The organism is Nocardia sp. JCM 34519.1 (assembly GCF_020361265.1).
Classification (GTDB): domain Bacteria; phylum Actinomycetota; class Actinomycetes; order Mycobacteriales; family Mycobacteriaceae; genus Nocardia; species Nocardia arthritidis_A.
On the sequence record NZ_JAIRBR010000022.1, the window covers coordinates 78,896 to 95,519 of the forward strand.

Sequence of the window (16,624 nt, forward strand, 5' to 3'; positions counted from 1 at the left end):
GTCACAAGTCGGCGGGCCCCGCCACGTCGAGACCCACCAAATGTGGGAAGGCGTCAGCACATTTCCGTAACTATTGTCGCGCCATGCTTTTCACTCGATCACCGATATGGTTGCGGTTCGCGGCGGTCGCCGTCGCCGCGGTGGCCGCGACCTGTGGCGCTTCGGCGGCAAATGCCGACCCCGGCGGATGGTGGCATCCGGCAAAGGGTTCGACCTGGCAGTGGAACCTGCACGACATGGTCACCGACCTGTCCATCGACGCACAGGTATACGACATCGACCTGTTCGAGAACCCCGCCGATACCGTGCAGGCCTTGCACCAGCGGGGACGCAAGGCGATCTGCTATATGTCGGCGGGCTCCTGGGAGCCGAAAAGGCCGGACAGCGACAAGTTCCCGGATTCGGTGAAGGGCCCGAACCTGCAGGACTGGCCGGACGAACGGTGGCTCGACATCCGCCGGATCGACGTGCTGCAGCCGATCATGGCGGCCCGCATGGATCAGTGCAAGGCAAAGGGTTTCGACGGTGTCGAACCCGATTTGCAGGACGTCTTCGCGCAACCCGACGCGCTGTTCGACGGCAAACAGCTGAGTTCCGACGACCAGCTGGCCTACAACAAGATGCTGGTCGGCCTGGCTCATCAGCGCGGGCTGGCCGTCGGACTCAAGAACGACCTCGAGCAGATCACCGATCTCGTGGACAGCTACGACTTCGAGGTCAACGAGGAATGCGCCGAACAGGGCGAATGCGATGCGCTGAAACCCTTTATCGCACAGAACAAACCGGTGTTCCACGCCGAGTACAAGCTGGGCCTCGACGAATTCTGCCCGATCTCGAAGAGCCTGGGTCTGTCCTCGATCCACAAACATCGGGAACTCGACGCCTGGCGCGAAACCTGCCCGTAGGCAACCGATTCCGTGCCCGGCTCACCGATCGGTGAGCCGGGCACGCCGAAAACCGGTTACTTCTCGATGTTTTCGAAATCGAACAGCCCGGACCAGGCCAGCGGAGCCTTCTTCACCTTGTCCGAACGGCCCGCGTTCGCGACGAAGTCGAGCACCGGGATGTCGGCCATCTCCTTGAACAGCAGCGTCTGTGCCTGCCCGATCACCTTGTACGACTCCTCCTCGGTGGGCGCGGCCTGCGCCTGTGCCAGCAGCTGATCGAACTGCGGGTTCTTGTAGTCGGAGTTGTTGGTGCCGGAGCTGCTGAGGTAGAAGGCGGTGAGGAATTCCATCATCGCCGGGTAGTCACCCTGCCAGCCGTACCGGAACGCCTTGCCGATCGACTTCTTGTTGATCAGATCACGAATGGTCTTGAACGTCGGGTACGGCGTGGCGACCGCGTCGATGCCGAGCGCGTTCTTGACGCTGTTGGCCACCGCCTCCATCCAGGCCTGGTGGCCGCCGTCGGTGTTGTAGGCGATCTCGAATGTGCCCGACCACGGCGAGATGGCATCGGCCTGAGCCCACAGCTTCTTGGCCCCGTCCGGATCGAACTTCAGCACCTCCGAGCCGGGCAGATTGGCCTGGAAGCCGGGCAGTGTGCTCGCGGTGAAGTCGCGGGCCGGGATCTTGGTGCCCTTCCAGATCTTGTCGCAGATGGTCGCCCGGTCGATCGCCATCGAGATCGCCTTGCGCCGCAGCACACCCTCCTCGCCCGCGAAGTGCGGCACGTTGGACTGGATGCCGATGTGCTGGTTCTGCGCGGTCGGCTTGCTGATCGCGCGGTCGCCGAGATCCTTCTTGAAGGTGGTCAGCGCATTGTCCGGAATGGTGTCGAGCGCGTCGAGGTTACCGGCCTGCAGATCCGCGTACGCGGTCTCGTAGGTCTGGTACATCACGAAGTCCAGGCCCTTGTTCTTCGGCGGGCGACCGCCGTGATAGTCCGGATTGGGCCGCAGCTCGATCCTGACGTTGTGGTCCCACTTCTGGAACTTGTACGGGCCGTTGCCGACCGGGTTCTCGCCGAAGGCCTTCATATCCTTGAACGCCACCTCGGGCAGCGGATAGAAGGGCGCGAAGCCGAGCGAGAGCACGAAGTCGATCGACGGGTGGGTCAGATCGACGGTGAAGGTCTTGTCGTCCACCACCTTCAGGCCCGACATGGTCTGCGCCTTGGGCGGATTCGCCTGCACGTCGTCGAAGCCGACGATCGGCTGGAAGATCCAGTTCTGCAGCTGGGCATTGGTGCCGAGAGCGCCGTAGTTCCACGCGTCGACGAACGACTTGGCGGTCACCGGGGTGCCGTCGGAGAACTTCCAGTCCGGCTTGATGGTGATCTTGTAGTGCTGCCGGTCGCTCGTCTCGATCGACTGCGCCATCTCGTCGTGCGCCTTGCCGTCGGCGTCGTAGTACTTCAGGCCCGCGAACAACCGGTCGACGACGCGGCCACCCATATTCTCGTTGGTGTTGGTGGGCACCAACGGGTTCTGCGGTTCGCCCGCGTTCACGGTGACGACGCCCGATTCGGCGCTGTCGCTCGACGAGCAGGCCGCCAACCCGAAGCTCGCCACCATCACCGTGATGGCCGCCAGGGTACTTACTCTGGTGAATCTCAAAATGCTCTCCCGATACTGCATGGCGAGGAGACCCGTGCGGCACGCCGATGGCGGAACCATCGGGTGTCGGCGAGTCGCCTCGTAATGACCTCGGACAGTATCCATTGCGCGCGGTCTTGTCCCCATAAACGGCAAGGACTTAACGGACAAAACTCCCGCCGCTGGTACAGCGCTCGATCAATACGGCTGCGCGGGCAGCGCGAAGCGGAGTTCGCCCCGGCGCGAGACGGCCAGTTTGCGGTAGACGCGGGTGAGGTGTTGTTCGACGGTGCTGGTGGTGATGGAGAGCGCGGCGGCTATTTCCCGGTTGCGTCTGCCGACGGCGGCGAGTTCGGTGACCCGACGCTCAGCGGGCGTCAGCAGATTCGCGGGCGCCTGCGGTTCGGCGGGCGGCGTCGGCCGCTGCGGTTCACCGGTCAACTCGCGTGACAGCGTTGCCGCGCCGCAGGATTCGGCAAGTCCGGTGGCCTCGCGCAGTAACGCCCATGCCTTCTCGTTGTCGCCGACAGCGCGGTGGGCGCGTCCGAGTTCGCCGAGCGCCGTTGCCAATTCGAGGTCGCAGCCGCCGGTGCGGGCGATCGCCACCGAACGCCGCAGCATGCCGATGCGCCTGCACCGGTCCGCGGTCGCGGCGAGCAGCCGCAGCGAGGTGCCGCCGGTCGGATGCCCGTCGGGACCGCCGAGCAGATCCAGGTGCAGGGTCGCGAATCGCCGTACCTGGTCGTGATTTCCGGCGCTCAGATAGGCGGCCGCGATCTCGTTGCGCCACGGCACCAGCCACGGATAATCCATCCGCCAACGCCGCATCAGCTGCCCGCAGCGCCGGAATGCGCGCAGCGACTCCCCGATCCGCCCCGTCGCCAAACTGTGCCGTCCGCGCGCCCGCAGATACGGCAGGGCGAAACGGGTTTCGAACATCGCCCGCGGCACCGGCCTACGCAGTTGCGCATCCGCCTCGCCGTGCCTGCCGAGCATGGTGAGCGCCCGCACCAGCGCGGCGACCGGCGTCCCGATCCAGACACCGAGATGTTCGGCGGGCACCTGATTCAGCGCCAGCGCCGCATAGCGCACCGCCGCGCCCGGATTGCCCTTGGACACCAGGGTTTCCGCACGCAGCCCGGTGAAGATGGCCCGCCAGGTCGGCGCGTGCCTGGCCTGCGCCTGCGCCGCGAGCGCCTCACACCACGCCTCGGCGCGGTCCAGCCTGCCACCGTAGATGAGGCAATACACCGCCGCGGCAAGGGGTTCCACGGTGGGCTCGGTGAGCCGGTGCCCGGCGAGCACCCGCTGCGCGAGCGCGACCGACCGCTCCACCGAACCGGTGAACATCGCCCCGAGCATGGCCGCCGCCTGCCGGTGCGCCGAATCGTCGTCGGCGCCGATATCCACCAGTCTGGCGGTACGGTTCACCAGGGCCGGATGTCGTTCGGCATGCACCGGATAGGTGTAACGCAGCCAGTGGCCGAGGAATTCGAGTTGCTCCGGCGCGGGCATCGCGACCGACGGCCGCGTCAACCGCAGCAGGACGCGGTCGGCCTCGGCGCCGCAGCCGTGCCACAGCAGATGCGGAAGCACCTGGGGCAGTTCGGCATCCGGCACCTCACCGGCGGAAAGCGCGGCGGCGAGCCGGGTGAAATTCCTGGTGCGGGTCGATGGATTCGTCCGCCATTCGAGCGCGACCAGCCGGGTACAGATCGCCGCACGGCCACCTTCGCGTCCGCTCGCGCGGAACGCCCGTTCGAACAATTCGACGGCGCGGTCGATCTCGTCGTGCGCCGCCGCCGTCTCGGCGTCGCTGAGCAGTGCGCCGACCGGCTCGGGCCGGTCGGCGTCGACCAGGAGTTCGGCGGTAAAACCGTTGTGCTGCAACATACTCGGTCCTTCGTGGATCGGGTGCGCCGACTGGGGGTATACGGCACCCCGGAAGGTGGAGCCTGGGGTGCGCGCAAGAGCAGCATCGTCGCAGCGCGGGCATCTACGCCCGTTGAATCCAGCCGGTACGCAACAGGTTCGGCACGGCTGCCGGGTGCAACTACCCTACCCGGACCCGGGTATGTCCCGCATACGATCCGCCGCAACAACTTTCGCGATTCGGACTGTGATTCGACACAGCCGTCGCGGCCCCTGAACACACCCCTACCGCCGGAGTCCCGGCCCGCCGGCCGCGCCGGACATGCGGAACCGACCAGCGCATTCACCCCGAATCCCCACTACAGCGGCGCTATTCGTGATCATCCCGCGACCCCGCCCTGTGCCATGGTGAATCCCGTGCGGACGATCCTCATCACCGGAGCGACCTCGGGCATCGGCTTGGCCGCCGCGCGACAACTGGCCGCATACGGCGACCGACTGGTGCTGGTGGGGCGCAATCCGGAGAAGCTGGCCGACGCCGCCACCTCGGTGCGCGCGGCGGGCGCGGGCGCGGTGGACACCATCGGCTGCGATCTCGCGATACAGGCCGAGGTGCGCGCGCTCGCGAAAACGGTGCTCACCACATACGACCGGCTCGATGTGCTCGCCAACAACGCGGGCGGCTATTTCGGCAGCCGCACCGTGACCGCCGACGGAATCGAGGCCACCTTCGCGGTCAATCATCTCAGCGGCTTCCTGCTCACCGAACTGCTGGTGGATCTGCTGCGCGACAGCGCACCGGCCCGCATCCTGTTCACCTCCTCGGTCATGCATTACGGCGCGGCCATCGACTTCGCCGATCTCGGCATGCATCGCGGATACTCCGGCGAAAAGGCTTACAGCCGTTCGAAATTGGCGAACATCCTGTACGCACGCGCGCTGGCGGACCGGCTCGCCGGTTCGGGGGTGACGGTCAACGCCTTCCACCCGGGCGCGGTCGCCACCGGCATCTGGAAATCCATGCCGTGGTTCGCCAAACCGTTTCTGGCCGTCGCCGAACGGGTCTTCATGATCTCGGCCGACGAGGGCGGGCGCGCGCTCACCCAGCTGGCCACCGATCCCGGCCTCGCCGAGGTCACCGGCCGCTATTTCCAACGGCGGCAACCGAAAACGCCCTCCGGCCGGGCACGCGACGACGAGCTGACCCGCCGCCTGGTCGAGGTCAGCTATCAGCTGGTCGGCCTCGGCTGAACCGCCGCAACGGAATTCGCGGCATTCAGCGCCGGAAGCGTTCGCGCAGTTGCGGATCGTTTTCCCACCAGAGCCCGGACGCCTGCGGCTCGTCCTCCGGTTCCGGCGCGGCGGCGCGCACGGTGCGCCGCGACCGCCGCTTCGCTTCCGCCGCATCCAGTTCGGCGTCGACCTGAGCGGCCTTACGGCGCTCATCGGCCGCGAACGATCGCATCAGCACCAGCAGGAAGGGTAGGCCGAGCACATCGCCGAGCAGCCAGATGACGCCCGCGCCGATGATCTGATCCATCCGGGCATCCGGCCCCCAGGTGCGGCCGATCTCCGCGTAGTAGCCGGCGGCCAGCAACGGCCCCAGCCACAGCACGATGCCGAGCACGCCATCGGCCAGCGATTCGAACACCGTGATCAGCAGCGAAATCGACTGGGTGAAGCGGCGCGGCACCGGATCGGCCTGCAATCGGGAATAGAAGTAGAGGAATCCGATCACCACCACCAGCAGCCTGGTGAGCACATCGACCCAGCCGTTGCGCAGCACCGCCTCGAACCACGGCGACAGGTAGAACAGCCACGGCGTCGCCAGGATCAGCAGCGAGGACACCGCGGGATAGGTGATGGCGCGGGCGAATCCGCTCGCGAGCACGCGGTCGACGCGGGCCTGCCGGGCGGGACCGAGCGCATCACGCAGCACCGTCACCGGCTTTCCCGCGGCCAACCCGAACGGAACCACGTACAGCAGCAACAGCATCTGCAGCGCGCGCACCCAGAACAGCGTGTCCGAGTAGACGCCGATCACGCTGATCCCGGTGAGCAGCCAGACGCCGAGCCCCACCGCGAGGAAGGATGCGGCCCGCCCACCGCGCACCGCGGTCCCGCGCCTCCGGGCCACCGACCAGGCCGCCCAGTAGGCCACGCCGAGTACCGCGGTGATCAGTACGGCCGAGGTGTCCCAACGCCACGATGTCAATACGGCGCCGCCGGTCAGCGGTGTCTCGATCCAGCTCACTCGAGCAGTATGCGCCGATCCACATGCGGCACGACGATCGGGCGCGGGTCCCCGGCGGACGCCGCCGCCCGCGCACGCACGCTAGGGTCGAGGGGTGATGTTCGGCGCAAGGCCGTGTCCGCGGCCGCACCTCGACCCGGCAGGGTGGTGAACGATGCACCCCGAAACCATCTTTCGCGACCGGGTCCCGGAACGGACCGGAATGGCGCATCCACGGCGCGCCGAACTACTGCTGTGCGTCGCCGCCGTCGCGCTCACCGCATTCGCCGGATTCGCCCTGAGCACGAGCATCGGCGCGGGTCCGATGGTGTCGGCGCTCGGCGTCTTCGCGGCGATCGCGCTGTGCGCCCACCTCGCGGTGCGGTTCTGGGCGCCGCGCGCGGATCCGGTGATCCTGCCGTGCGTCGTGGCGTTGAACGGGATCGGTCTGGTGCTGATCGAGCGGCTGGACCGGGCCGCCGCGCTGTCGGACGATACGGGGGCGGGCGGCTCGTCGTCCGATGCCATGCGCCAGCTCATCTGGACCGGGATCGGTGTCGCGTTGTTCGCGGCGACGCTGATCGTGGTGAAGGATCACGGCCAACCGGCGAAATACGGGTACACCTGCGGGTTGGCCGGTGTGGTGCTGCTGCTCATACCCGCCGTGCTGCCGAGCAGGTTCAGCGAGGTCAACGGCGGTAAAAGCTGGATTCTGCTGAGCGGGTTCTCCATTCAGCCCGGCGAATTCGCCAAGGTGCTGCTGCTGATCTTCATCGCCGCCTTCCTGGTCGCGAACCGGGATCTGTTCACCATCGCGGGTAAACGCATCCTCTGGATGACCGTGCCGCGATTGCGGGATCTCGGGCCGCTGCTGCTGGTGACGTTCGTCGCGGTGATCGTGCTGGTCTACGAGAAGAACCTCGGTTTCTCGCTGCTGATCTTCGGCACCGTGCTGGCCATGCTCTATATCGGCACCGGCCGGGTGTCCTGGCTGTTCATCGGGATCGCCATGTTCGCGGTCGGCGCGATACTGGCCTACAACCTATATGGGCACGTGCGGGTGCGCGTCCAGGTGTGGCAGGACCCGTTCGCCACCTACAACACCACCGGCTATCAGATCGCGCAGGCCCTGTTCGGCCTCGCCACCGGCGGCATACCCGGAACCGGCATCGGGGCGGGCCGCCCGCAGATCGTCCCGTTCGCCAAAACCGACTTCATCATCTCCACCATCGGTGAAGAACTCGGCCTGGTCGGGCTCACCGCGATCATCGCCGTCTTCCTCGTGCTCACCATCCGCGGTTTCACCGCCGCCCTGAGCACCCGCGACGCCTTCGGCAAACTGCTCGGCGGCGGGCTCGCCTTCACCCTGGCCTGGCAGCTGTTCGTGGTGGTCGGCGGCGTCACCAAACTCATCCCGCTCACCGGCCTCACCACCCCCTTCATGTCATACGGCGGCTCATCCCTGCTCGCCAACTACATCATCGTCGCCCTACTCATCCGCATCTCCCACGACGCCCGCTCCGCCACCACACCCCCACCCCGCCCGCCCGGCAACATCGCCGAAGCCCAAACCGAACACATCCGCCGCTGAATTCGGGCGGGCCGGGTAGCGCCGCTCAGCTGACCGGGAGTGGGTCCTGGCCGAGGAAGCGGGTGCCGTTGGTGGCGCCGAGGCGGACGGCGGCGAATCCGTAGTCGATCATTTGGTGTTCGTAATTTCGTAGGGCCGCAAGGAGATTGCCGTGCGCGGCGGCTTCTTCGAGTGCGTCGCAGAGGTTGGCGGCGTCGCGCAGGGCCACGCAGGCGCCCGCGCCCGCTGCCGGGCTTGTCGCGTGGATGGCGTCGCCGAGCAGGGTGATGGGGGTTGTCGGCCATGGGGCGATCGGGACGGCGGAGCGGATCTGTAGCGCGAACATCGCCGACCGATCGATCCGGTCGACGACGGCGCGCAGCCGAGGATGCCAATTCGCAACCGCGGCAACGACTATCGAATGCAGGGCCGGGCCGTCGAGCTCACCGAGGAGCCGGGCGTCGGATATGCCGAACCATTCGGCGCGGGCGCCGAAGGAGCAGGTCAGGTAGTCGGCGGTGGACAGCGGACGCAGCGTCGGCGTCAATCGCGCCGCCGCGGTTTCCGGCGATTCCCGGAATTCGACCGGCGCGACGCCCAAATGCGTCCGCTCCGGGCCCGGCACGATGGTGAAGATGCCCAACATGTTGTCGTCCAACAGGTTTCGGACTTCCGCCGTCAGCGGGACCACGCCGTACAGTTGCCGCAGCCCGGTGTCGACCACCCTGGCGTTCGGCAGATATTGCTGACGCACAGCGGAATTCACACCGTCGGCGCCGATCAGCACGTCACCGGTGACCGTGTCGCCGTCGGCGAATCGTGTGGTTATCCGCCCGTCGAAGCCGATCTCGTAGTCGCACAGCTGTTTTCCGAAGACAACCCGGTCCTCGATGCCCGCGAGCAGGGTCTGCCGCAGCAGCATCCGGTCCACCGCCAGATCGATGGGCTCGGTCGACTCCTGCACGAAGACCGGGTCGAGGCTGTCCCGGTCCAGCACCGTGAACCGGGGTTTCGGCAAACCTGCTGTGGCATCGAGGAATTCGAAGTTCTCGGCGGGCAGCAGCCGGCGCAGCGCCGCATGGGCGAGCGCGTCGATATGCAGCCGGTAACCCTGCCGTCGCGCGGTGAGCGTCGCATCCCGTTCGAAGACGGTGACCTCGATTCCGGCCCGGCGCAACCCCTGGGCCAGCGCCATCCCGCCCAATCCGGCGCCGGCGATCATGACATGGAGCATGACGAATTCGTCCCTTCACATAACGCAACAATGGAAGGAACGCACAGGTGGCACCCGGGTGGGGTGCGCTGCTCGAGCGACAAGCGCCGTTCGGACTAACCCATACCGAACTGTGTCTTCGCGCGTCCATTCGCGACATTAATCAGCCGGAAAGGCTTGCGCAACAACCAATTCTGTGGGCCGTGCGTCAGCCTGCGCTGATCGCGGTGATCAGCGTGCGATCCGCGGCGGTGCGGGTCGTGATCACCTGGGTGAAGGTCTGCGCGTCCTGCCCCGGCTGTTGTTGGGTGAGCTGCACCTGCCACCGCATCTGTCCACCGTCGCCGCCGGGTGTCGGGGTGATCCGCACGCAGTAGCGGGTGCCATCCGCGATCTGATTGATCCCGCGCTGGATCTGTTCGGCGGGGGGCACGGTGGCGTCGGGGGCGACGACGGCGCGCGCCGCGTACCCGGAACGCTGCACGTAGTAGGCGCGTTCGAAGGCGAGGATCGCAGACGGTCCGTCACCGGTGCCGCCGGGGTCGGTGCCCGACACCACATCCGGTGTCCGCTGCTGCGGGCAGCCCGGCGTCGCCACCGCCGACACCGGCTCGCTCGTCGCGGCGGCCGACGAACCCGCCGTCGGCTGCGCGGCCACCGAGGTGGTCGGCGCCAACGGATGTTTCGTCTTGCCGGACGCCTTGAACGCCACCAGCACCACCGCGACGATCGCCACCGTCACGCCCAGCGCGATCAATACCGGCAGCAACCGATTCCCGCTGCTCGCCGGTTCGTCGCGCCGCCGCGGCCGTCGCAGCCCGAGTCCCGGATTGCCGCCGGTGCGGTCGATGATCGACGGCACGACGGTGCGGTTCTCCTCGTACGGTTCGGCGTCGGCCGGGTCGCGTCGGTACCGGCCGGGCTCCGGCTCCGGTTGGATCACCGGCTTTTCCGGCGCCGGATCGAGCCAGCGCTGCCAATCCTCGTCGCCGCGCACCGTTCTCGCTCCCTGGTTCGGCTCCGGTCGCGGCGCGCGCCGACCGGAACCGCGGCGCGCCTTGCGCTTCGGCTGCGCCTTGGCGGGCAGCCGCAGCATGGGTAGACCGGTGTCGAACGGATTGTGTTCCTGGCCGGGCTCGTTCGAATCAGAGCGTGTCATCGCCGAAGTCGCCGATTACGGCGACCGGAACCGTCTCCTGCGCCGCGGGCACGGTCACCCCGAGCTGACCGTCCTTCGGTTTGTGTTCCTGATCGCCGCCGCCCGGCACCGCCGGCACCACCATGCCGCCGGTCGGTGCGGGTTGGGCCTGGGTGTCGGCCGACGGTTTGGGCGCGGGCGCGGGTGCGGGTGCCGGATCTGGTTTGGCCGGTGCGGGCGCGGGTGGTTGATCCGCGGCGGCGGGAGTCTGGAAGGGCGGTTGGGACGGCGCCGGATTCGGGGCCGGTTTCGGCGCGTTCGGCGCGATGAGGGGTGACGACGGCGCGGGCGCGGAGGCGTTACCGGTCCCGGTGCCCTTGCCGAAGTCGAAAACCCCGGGCGTACCCGGCGTGCCGGTGCTCGGGTTGTCGCCGTTCGTACCCTGCGGCTGGGTGGAACCGGGATGGATCAGCTCCGGAATCGCCTTATCGATCACCTTGTCCACCGACGAGCCGACGGTATCCATGGCGTGCGTGCCGATTTCGACGATCTTGTCGATCAGGTGGGTGCCGATGTTGACGCCCGCATCGATGGCCGCGGTGCCGACCTGCACGCCCGCCGAGATCAGCTGCTGCTGGACCTGCAACTGCGCGGCCTGCATCGGATCGAGCTGCTGACCGGGAACGCCGGTGCCGTATGTGCCGACGCCCGTGCCGATTCCGGTGCCCGGTACGTACTGGGTGGACGGCGTCGTACCGATGCCCGCCGGTTGGGTGACGGTGAGCGGGCCCATACCGTCGAGGGTCTGGGTGTGGGTGTCCATTTCGGTCTGCGCGGCCTGCACCGTACTGACGGCATCGCGCAGCGCCTGGGTGGCCCGCGCGATCACGGCATCGGCCTCCGGCGCCGACGATGCATTGCCCAGAATTTGCTTGGCATCCTTGCGGAAGTCGGCGATGATCTGGTCGACCCGTTGCGCCGCACGCGAACTCGTCGACTGAGCGGCGGAAAGCACCGAAAGATAGGCCGGTCCGCGATCGGAGATGTCGCCGATCTGGGTTTGAGTGGTGCGCAGCGCGGGCACGGCGGCGTCGGCGCCGGTGGAGGACCAGGTCGACTCCAGGGCGTGCAAACCGTCGCGGTGCGGGCCCTCGGTGTCGGCCGCCTGTGCCGACGCGGCGGAAAGGGCTCGGGTGATGCTCGGATCGGGTGCGGACGCGCCGGTGCCGAGCGATGCGCGCAGCCGCAGCATCGGCTGCACGAGCGCGGCGACGATCGGCGGATCCGCCTCGGGATCGCTGGAAGTTGTCCGGCGGACCGGTTCCCGGGTGGGCACCGCGGCGGGGCGCCGCCGCAGGGTGGCCAATCTCCTCATGCCAGTTCCCCTTTCGCCCGGTCGAGCTTCGCGGCGGTATCCACATCGGAGGCGTGCATATCCGCGCTGTATCCGCGCAGCACCGCACCATAGGCGGCGACCAGGCGGCCCGCGGTGGACAGCGCCTGCTGATGTTCCGTCACCGCCGCCGTGAACCGCTGGGCGAACTGGGCGCCGATCAATCCGAGATCGGCCGACAATCGCTCCGGATTCACCGCGCCGCCCGCGACCTGCGCCGCCGATGCCAGCTGCTGCGAAACCGTCTCCGCGATCTTCGTGTAGGCGGCCATCGCCGCCGGGTCGAGCTTCAGCGTGTCCACTGTTCCCCCTCACGGAAACCAATACTTCGCTGTCGCGGCATGATTCGACACACCGAGCCTACTTCGCGCCGGGCCCGCGCGCTCGCGATCCAGGAGCCGAAATCCGCTGCACCGCGGAGTTCGCAAGCATCCGACCTGCGAATTGTAAAGCCAGCGCGGCACGCTGGACCAGACCGAACCGTTCGTACCGGGGACTGCACCGCGCGCCGAGGGGGCAAGTGGACGCGCCGCGCGCACACGGGACACACTTGAGCGGTGAACCGTTGGAGAATTGGACAATTCCACCAGCAGGGGGACGGTCTATCGTGACGACACTTGCCCGCGGCGAGAATCGCCCGGCTCCAGCCGACCGGCTATCGATCACCGTCACCTGCTCCGCCGGTGTCGACGTATCGGCGCTGCTGCTCGGCGCGAACGAAAAGGTGCGGTCCGACTGCGATTTCATCTTCTTCAACCAGCCGGTCGGCCCCGGCGTCGTCTACCGGCACGGCCGCGGCGCGGGTGACGTCGTCGATGTACAAACCTCCGCCCTGCCCGCCGATATCGACAAGGTGGTGATCACCGCCAGCCTCGACGGCAGCGGTCCCGCGACCTTCGCGGGCGTCGGCACGCTGCGGGCCACCATCGAATCCGATTCCGGCGCACTCGCTTTCCCGATGACCGGGCTCACCACCGAGACCGCGGTGGTATGCGTCGAGATATACCGCCGCGCGGGTGCGTGGAAGGTGCGGGCCGTCGGCCAGGGTTTCGACAACGGTCTGGCCGGAATCGCCACCGCATTCGGGGTGAACGTCGACGACGAGCCGGAACCCGCGCCGCCGCCGAATCCGGTTGCGGCACCGAATCCGCAGGCAGTGGTTCCGCCCGGCGCGCCGAATCCCATTGGCGCGCAGAATCCACAAGCGCCGATTCCGCAAGCGCCGATTCCACAGGCGCAGATTCCGCCGGGCGCCGCATATCCGCCGCCCGGGCAATACCCTCCGGCGGGGCAATACCCTCCGGTCCCGAATCCGGTGGCACCCGCATACGCTGCGCCGCCCCCATACCCGACACCCGCCCAGCCCGCATTCCAGCAAGGAGCCATGCCCATGCAGAGCGAACTATTCGCCCAGAAGCACGCCGAGGTCGCGGGCGCGGGCATTCAGGTGCAGGGCAGCAAGATGATTCGGGTCGGACTCAATGGCGAGGTCATGGCCCGCGCCGGTTCGATGGTCGCCTACCAGGGCGATCTGCATTTCCAGGCGCTCGGCGCGGGCGGTATCGGGCGGGCGATTCAGCAGCGGCTCACCGGTGAGGGCGTGCCGCTGATGAAGGTGTCCGGCCGCGGCGATCTATTCCTCGCCAATGCCGCCACCGATGTGCACATCATCGATCTGGACGGCACCGACGGACTCACCATCAACGGCGCCAATGTGCTCGCCTTCGACCCGACGCTCACCTATAACATCCGCATGGTGCAGGGCGCGGCCGGATTCACCAGTAATGCGGGCCTTTTCAACTGTGTTTTCACCGGACGCGGCCGCATCGCCATCACCACGCACGGTCATCCGGTGGTGTTGAACGTCGACCAACCGACCTATGCCGATCCGCAGGCCGCGGTGGCCTGGTCGTCGAGTCTGCAGACCGGAATCAAACGCAATGATTCGTTCGGGCTGGGCAGGCTCATCGGGCGCAGCACCGGTGAGGGAATCACGCTGTCGTTCTCCGGCCACGGATTCGTCATCGTGCAACCGTCCGAAGTTCCCACCGGCGGGATCATCGGCGGCGCGGGCGGCGGGGAACGCGCCGGAGAAAACAGCGGAATACTGGGCGGGCTCTTCGGCTGAGGCTATTCCGGGAAGAACTCCAATGCCGCCCGCAGCGGCTTACGGCTCAGATCCGGTACCTCGCAATCCGGTGCCGGATAGCCCACCGGGAAGAGGATGTAAGGGCGTTCGGAACCCGGACGCCCCAGAATCTCGGAGAGGAAGCCCATAGGATTGGGGGTATGGGTGAGCGTCGCGAGGCCCATGGAATGCAGCGCGGCGATGAACATTCCGCACGCGATGCCGACGCTCTCGTTGACGTAGTAGTTCTTGCGCAGCGAACCGTCGGGTTGCGGGGTGCTCTTCTCCGCGAAAACCGCCACGATCCACGGAACCACATCCAGATAGGACTTGTCGGAGTTGGTCTCCAGTGGCGCCAATGCCGCACGCCAGGCGTCGGGTAACCGCCCGCCCTCGTAGTTGATCCGCTCCTCCTCTTCGGCCGCGACGCGAATCCGGTGTTTCACCGCGGGATCGGCGACGGCGACGAACTTCCACGGCTGGTGATGCGCGCCGGACGGTGCGGTATTCGCCGCCGCGACGGCGAGTTCTATCATCCTGCGCGGCACCGGATCCGGGGCGAAGAATCGCACGCTGCGCCGGGTTTCGAGGAATTCGTGGAAGGTCTCGCCGCGCAGGATACCCTCGGTCTGATCGAGGCGGGGCGGTGCGTACGGCACGAAGGGGTGGTCGTGCCTGCGGGACGGTTGCGTACTGGTCTGGTTCACCATGCAGCCAGCGTATGGCCGGAGCGCGAACCGGGCCGCGGAACCGAAAGAATCCGCCGCATTGCAAAATCCACAACCGGCCATAGCAAACTCGATTGAATGGGATTTGGAATAATTGGGTATCCGCATTAGCATTCGAAGGAAATACCCGCACCTACCCTAAGGACTGCCTCATGGCCAAGAAAGTAACCGTCACGATGGTCGACGACTTCGACGGCACATCGAAGGCGGACGAGACCGTTCACTTTTCAATCGACGGCGTGGCCTACGAGATCGATCTGTCGACCAAGAACGCGGGCAAGCTGCGCGCCGCTCTGGAGCCGTGGGCGGACAACGCCCGTCGCACCGGCCGTCTCAAGACGAAGACCCGTGGCGCCGGGAAAGATTTCCGCTCCACGGTCGATCGGGACCAGTCGCTGGCAATCCGTGAATGGGCCCGCAAGAACGGCCACAAGGTTTCGGCCCGTGGCCGAATCTCGGCGGATGTGGTCGCCGCCTACAACAACGCACAGAAGTAGCAAATCCACCCGGTCGCGCCCCAGGGTTTCCACCATCCCCTGGGGCGCGATTTATTGTCTTTCCACAATGGCGCGGGCCCGCCCGGTTCGCGAAATTCGACGGATCTCGCGAAGCAAACGACGCCCATTTTCATATTCGCGCCCGCTACCGCCCGGTCCACTGCCACCGCGCCGCGATCGAGCGAGATACCTTGCGGCCCAAGGTTTCAGCGGGCGCTCAGGCGACGACCGGATTCGGCGGACCGGCGGATCGCGTCCAGCAGCCGATGCACGCGAACCCCGTCGGCGAAGGTGGGCACCGTATGCGTGCCGGTGCGGATATCCTCGGCCAGCGCCGCGTAGAGCCCGGCCACATTCCGTGGTTCGGTGCCGAGTTCCGCTGCGAGACCGGTCCTTTCGCCCAGTTCCCGCCAGGTTCCGTGCACGCCGCGGGAGCCGAACAGGCGCAGCTCGCTCATCTGGATGCCGCCCAACGGGCGCGCATCGGAGACGATGGCCAGATCGCCCTCCGTGCCGGAGATCGCGACACGGGTCGGATCGTCGGTCAGCTTCGCGTCATGGATATGCGCCGAGATCACCGCACCGCCATCGAGCGCGCCGGTAAGCAGTACGTGATCCGGGCTGGTGACCGCGATCCGCTCGCCGGTTTCCGCGATCGTGTTGTGCGGGTGCCGAATCGACAGCTGCGCGGACACCTCGGCGAAATCGCCCACCAGATACCGCACGGCGTCGAGGGTGTGCCCGCCCGCCACCTCCAGCACGCCCGCGCCGTTGCGCTCGTCCAGGGTGTATGCCACCCAGCCGGGTACCGTCGTCCCGGCGCCCTTGCCGCGCGGCGAGTAGACGGTGACCGAAACCACTTCCCCCACATAGCCTTCGGCGATGAGATCGCGGGCCCGCCGGATCTCCGGGGCGTAGCGGGCCTGTAATCCGACGGCGTGCCGAACGCCCGCGGCCGCGGCCATGCCGGACAGCTCGACGGCCTCGTCGGTGGTCAGGGCCAGCGGCCATTCGCAATAAACGTGCTTTCCCGCCGCGAGCGCCGCGCGGATCAGCGTCGCGTGCGCGGGCACCTTCACCGTGATCGCGACCAGATCGACGTCGGGATGTTCGGCCAGCTGCCGCGGATCGGTGAACGCGTGCGCGCCGCCCACCAATTCCGCGGCGGCCCTTGCGCTTTCCGTCCTGCTGGTGCCGACCGCGGTGATCCGGTAATCCGGCAGCGCCCGTAGCGCCGGAATGTGCGCGCGCACCGCCCAGCCCCGCTCCGGATTGGCCCCGATGATGCCGACGCGAATCGGATCCGCCATTGC

Annotated in this window: 14 protein-coding genes; 5 read left to right on the top strand and 9 right to left on the bottom strand. The window is 67.4% G+C overall.

Annotated elements, in window-relative coordinates:
• Positions 1-83 precede the first annotated feature (83 nt).
• Entirely contained in the window at positions 84-905 is an 822-nt protein-coding gene (locus tag LGY53_RS35955) for an endo alpha-1,4 polygalactosaminidase (RefSeq protein WP_225731160.1), read from the top strand.
• A gap of 56 nt (positions 906-961) precedes the next feature.
• On the opposite strand, the gene LGY53_RS35960 is transcribed toward LGY53_RS35955, so the two are convergent.
• Both LGY53_RS35960 and LGY53_RS35965 read right to left on the bottom strand, forming a co-directional pair.
• Entirely contained in the window at positions 962-2,563 is a 1,602-nt protein-coding gene (locus LGY53_RS35960) for an ABC transporter substrate-binding protein (protein ID WP_374111284.1), read from the bottom strand.
• Between the two features lie 174 nt (positions 2,564-2,737).
• Entirely contained in the window at positions 2,738-4,432 is a 1,695-nt protein-coding gene (locus LGY53_RS35965) for a LuxR family transcriptional regulator (RefSeq protein WP_225731161.1), read from the bottom strand.
• Between the two features lie 396 nt (positions 4,433-4,828).
• Here LGY53_RS35965 and LGY53_RS35970 point away from each other — a divergent pair, with 396 nt between their 5' ends.
• On the top strand, positions 4,829-5,662 hold the full coding sequence (locus LGY53_RS35970) for an SDR family NAD(P)-dependent oxidoreductase (protein ID WP_225731162.1): 834 nt from the start codon (positions 4,829-4,831) through the stop codon (positions 5,660-5,662).
• A 25-nt stretch (positions 5,663-5,687) separates the two neighbouring features.
• On the opposite strand, the gene LGY53_RS35975 is transcribed toward LGY53_RS35970, so the two are convergent.
• Positions 5,688-6,656, bottom strand: a complete 969-nt coding sequence (locus LGY53_RS35975; RefSeq protein ID WP_225731207.1) for a cytochrome c oxidase assembly protein — start codon at positions 6,654-6,656, stop codon at positions 5,688-5,690.
• A gap of 211 nt (positions 6,657-6,867) precedes the next feature.
• Here LGY53_RS35975 and LGY53_RS35980 point away from each other — a divergent pair, with 211 nt between their 5' ends.
• The gene (locus tag LGY53_RS35980) at positions 6,868-8,235 is read left to right on the top strand and encodes an FtsW/RodA/SpoVE family cell cycle protein (RefSeq protein ID WP_225731208.1); all 1,368 of its coding nucleotides are present in this window, start codon (positions 6,868-6,870) and stop codon (positions 8,233-8,235) included.
• 25 nt (positions 8,236-8,260) lie between these two features.
• Here LGY53_RS35980 and LGY53_RS35985 read toward each other — a convergent pair whose 3' ends face one another.
• The 4 genes from LGY53_RS35985 to LGY53_RS36000 all read right to left on the bottom strand — a co-directional run bounded on the left by LGY53_RS35985 (position 8,261) and on the right by LGY53_RS36000 (position 12,260).
• Positions 8,261-9,436, bottom strand: a complete 1,176-nt coding sequence (locus LGY53_RS35985; RefSeq protein ID WP_255664822.1) for an NAD(P)/FAD-dependent oxidoreductase — start codon at positions 9,434-9,436, stop codon at positions 8,261-8,263.
• Positions 9,437-9,635: 199 nt separating this feature from the next.
• Positions 9,636-10,586 (bottom strand): hypothetical protein, encoded by a 951-nt coding sequence (locus LGY53_RS35990; RefSeq protein WP_225731164.1) that lies wholly within the window; start codon positions 10,584-10,586, stop codon positions 9,636-9,638.
• Positions 10,573-11,940, bottom strand: a complete 1,368-nt coding sequence (locus LGY53_RS35995; protein WP_225731165.1) for a hypothetical protein — start codon at positions 11,938-11,940, stop codon at positions 10,573-10,575. Before LGY53_RS35995 ends, LGY53_RS35990 begins: the two co-directional genes overlap by 14 nt.
• Entirely contained in the window at positions 11,937-12,260 is a 324-nt protein-coding gene (locus LGY53_RS36000) for a hypothetical protein (protein ID WP_167473462.1), read from the bottom strand. Before LGY53_RS36000 ends, LGY53_RS35995 begins: the two co-directional genes overlap by 4 nt.
• A 305-nt stretch (positions 12,261-12,565) precedes the next feature.
• Here LGY53_RS36000 and LGY53_RS36005 point away from each other — a divergent pair, with 305 nt between their 5' ends.
• Entirely contained in the window at positions 12,566-14,086 is a 1,521-nt protein-coding gene (locus tag LGY53_RS36005) for an AIM24 family protein (RefSeq protein WP_225731166.1), read from the top strand.
• Between the two features lie 2 nt (positions 14,087-14,088).
• Here LGY53_RS36005 and LGY53_RS36010 read toward each other — a convergent pair whose 3' ends face one another.
• Complete coding sequence (locus LGY53_RS36010) at positions 14,089-14,796, bottom strand: nitroreductase family protein (RefSeq protein WP_225731167.1); 708 nt, start codon at positions 14,794-14,796, stop codon at positions 14,089-14,091.
• Positions 14,797-14,966: 170 nt separating this feature from the next.
• On the opposite strand from LGY53_RS36010, the gene LGY53_RS36015 reads away from it, so the two are divergent.
• Entirely contained in the window at positions 14,967-15,311 is a 345-nt protein-coding gene (locus LGY53_RS36015) for an Lsr2 family protein (RefSeq protein WP_167473459.1), read from the top strand.
• Positions 15,312-15,517: 206 nt separating this feature from the next.
• Here the strand turns inward: LGY53_RS36015 and LGY53_RS36020 are convergent, their stop codons facing one another.
• Positions 15,518-16,621 (bottom strand): Gfo/Idh/MocA family protein, encoded by a 1,104-nt coding sequence (locus LGY53_RS36020; RefSeq protein ID WP_225731168.1) that lies wholly within the window; start codon positions 16,619-16,621, stop codon positions 15,518-15,520.
• Positions 16,622-16,624: the final 3 nt, after the last annotated feature.

Bases quoted from the DNA above. Each gene is read 5' to 3' on its own strand.
- LGY53_RS35965 (WP_225731161.1), bottom strand. From the start codon at position 4,432: ATGTTGCAGCACAACGGTTTTACCGCCGAACTCCTGGTCGACGCCGAC.
- LGY53_RS35985 (WP_255664822.1), bottom strand. From the start codon at position 9,436: ATGATCGCCGGCGCCGGATTGGGCGGGATGGCGCTGGCCCAGGGGTTG.
- LGY53_RS35995 (WP_225731165.1), bottom strand. From the start codon at position 11,940: ATGAGGAGATTGGCCACCCTGCGGCGGCGCCCCGCCGCGGTGCCCACC.
- LGY53_RS35955 (WP_225731160.1), top strand. From the start codon at position 84: ATGCTTTTCACTCGATCACCGATATGGTTGCGGTTCGCGGCGGTCGCC.
- LGY53_RS35990 (WP_225731164.1), bottom strand. From the start codon at position 10,586: ATGACACGCTCTGATTCGAACGAGCCCGGCCAGGAACACAATCCGTTC.
- LGY53_RS36010 (WP_225731167.1), bottom strand. From the start codon at position 14,796: ATGGTGAACCAGACCAGTACGCAACCGTCCCGCAGGCACGACCACCCC.
- LGY53_RS36015 (WP_167473459.1), top strand. From the start codon at position 14,967: ATGGCCAAGAAAGTAACCGTCACGATGGTCGACGACTTCGACGGCACA.
- LGY53_RS35980 (WP_225731208.1), top strand. From the start codon at position 6,868: ATGGCGCATCCACGGCGCGCCGAACTACTGCTGTGCGTCGCCGCCGTC.
- LGY53_RS36020 (WP_225731168.1), bottom strand. From the start codon at position 16,621: ATGGCGGATCCGATTCGCGTCGGCATCATCGGGGCCAATCCGGAGCGG.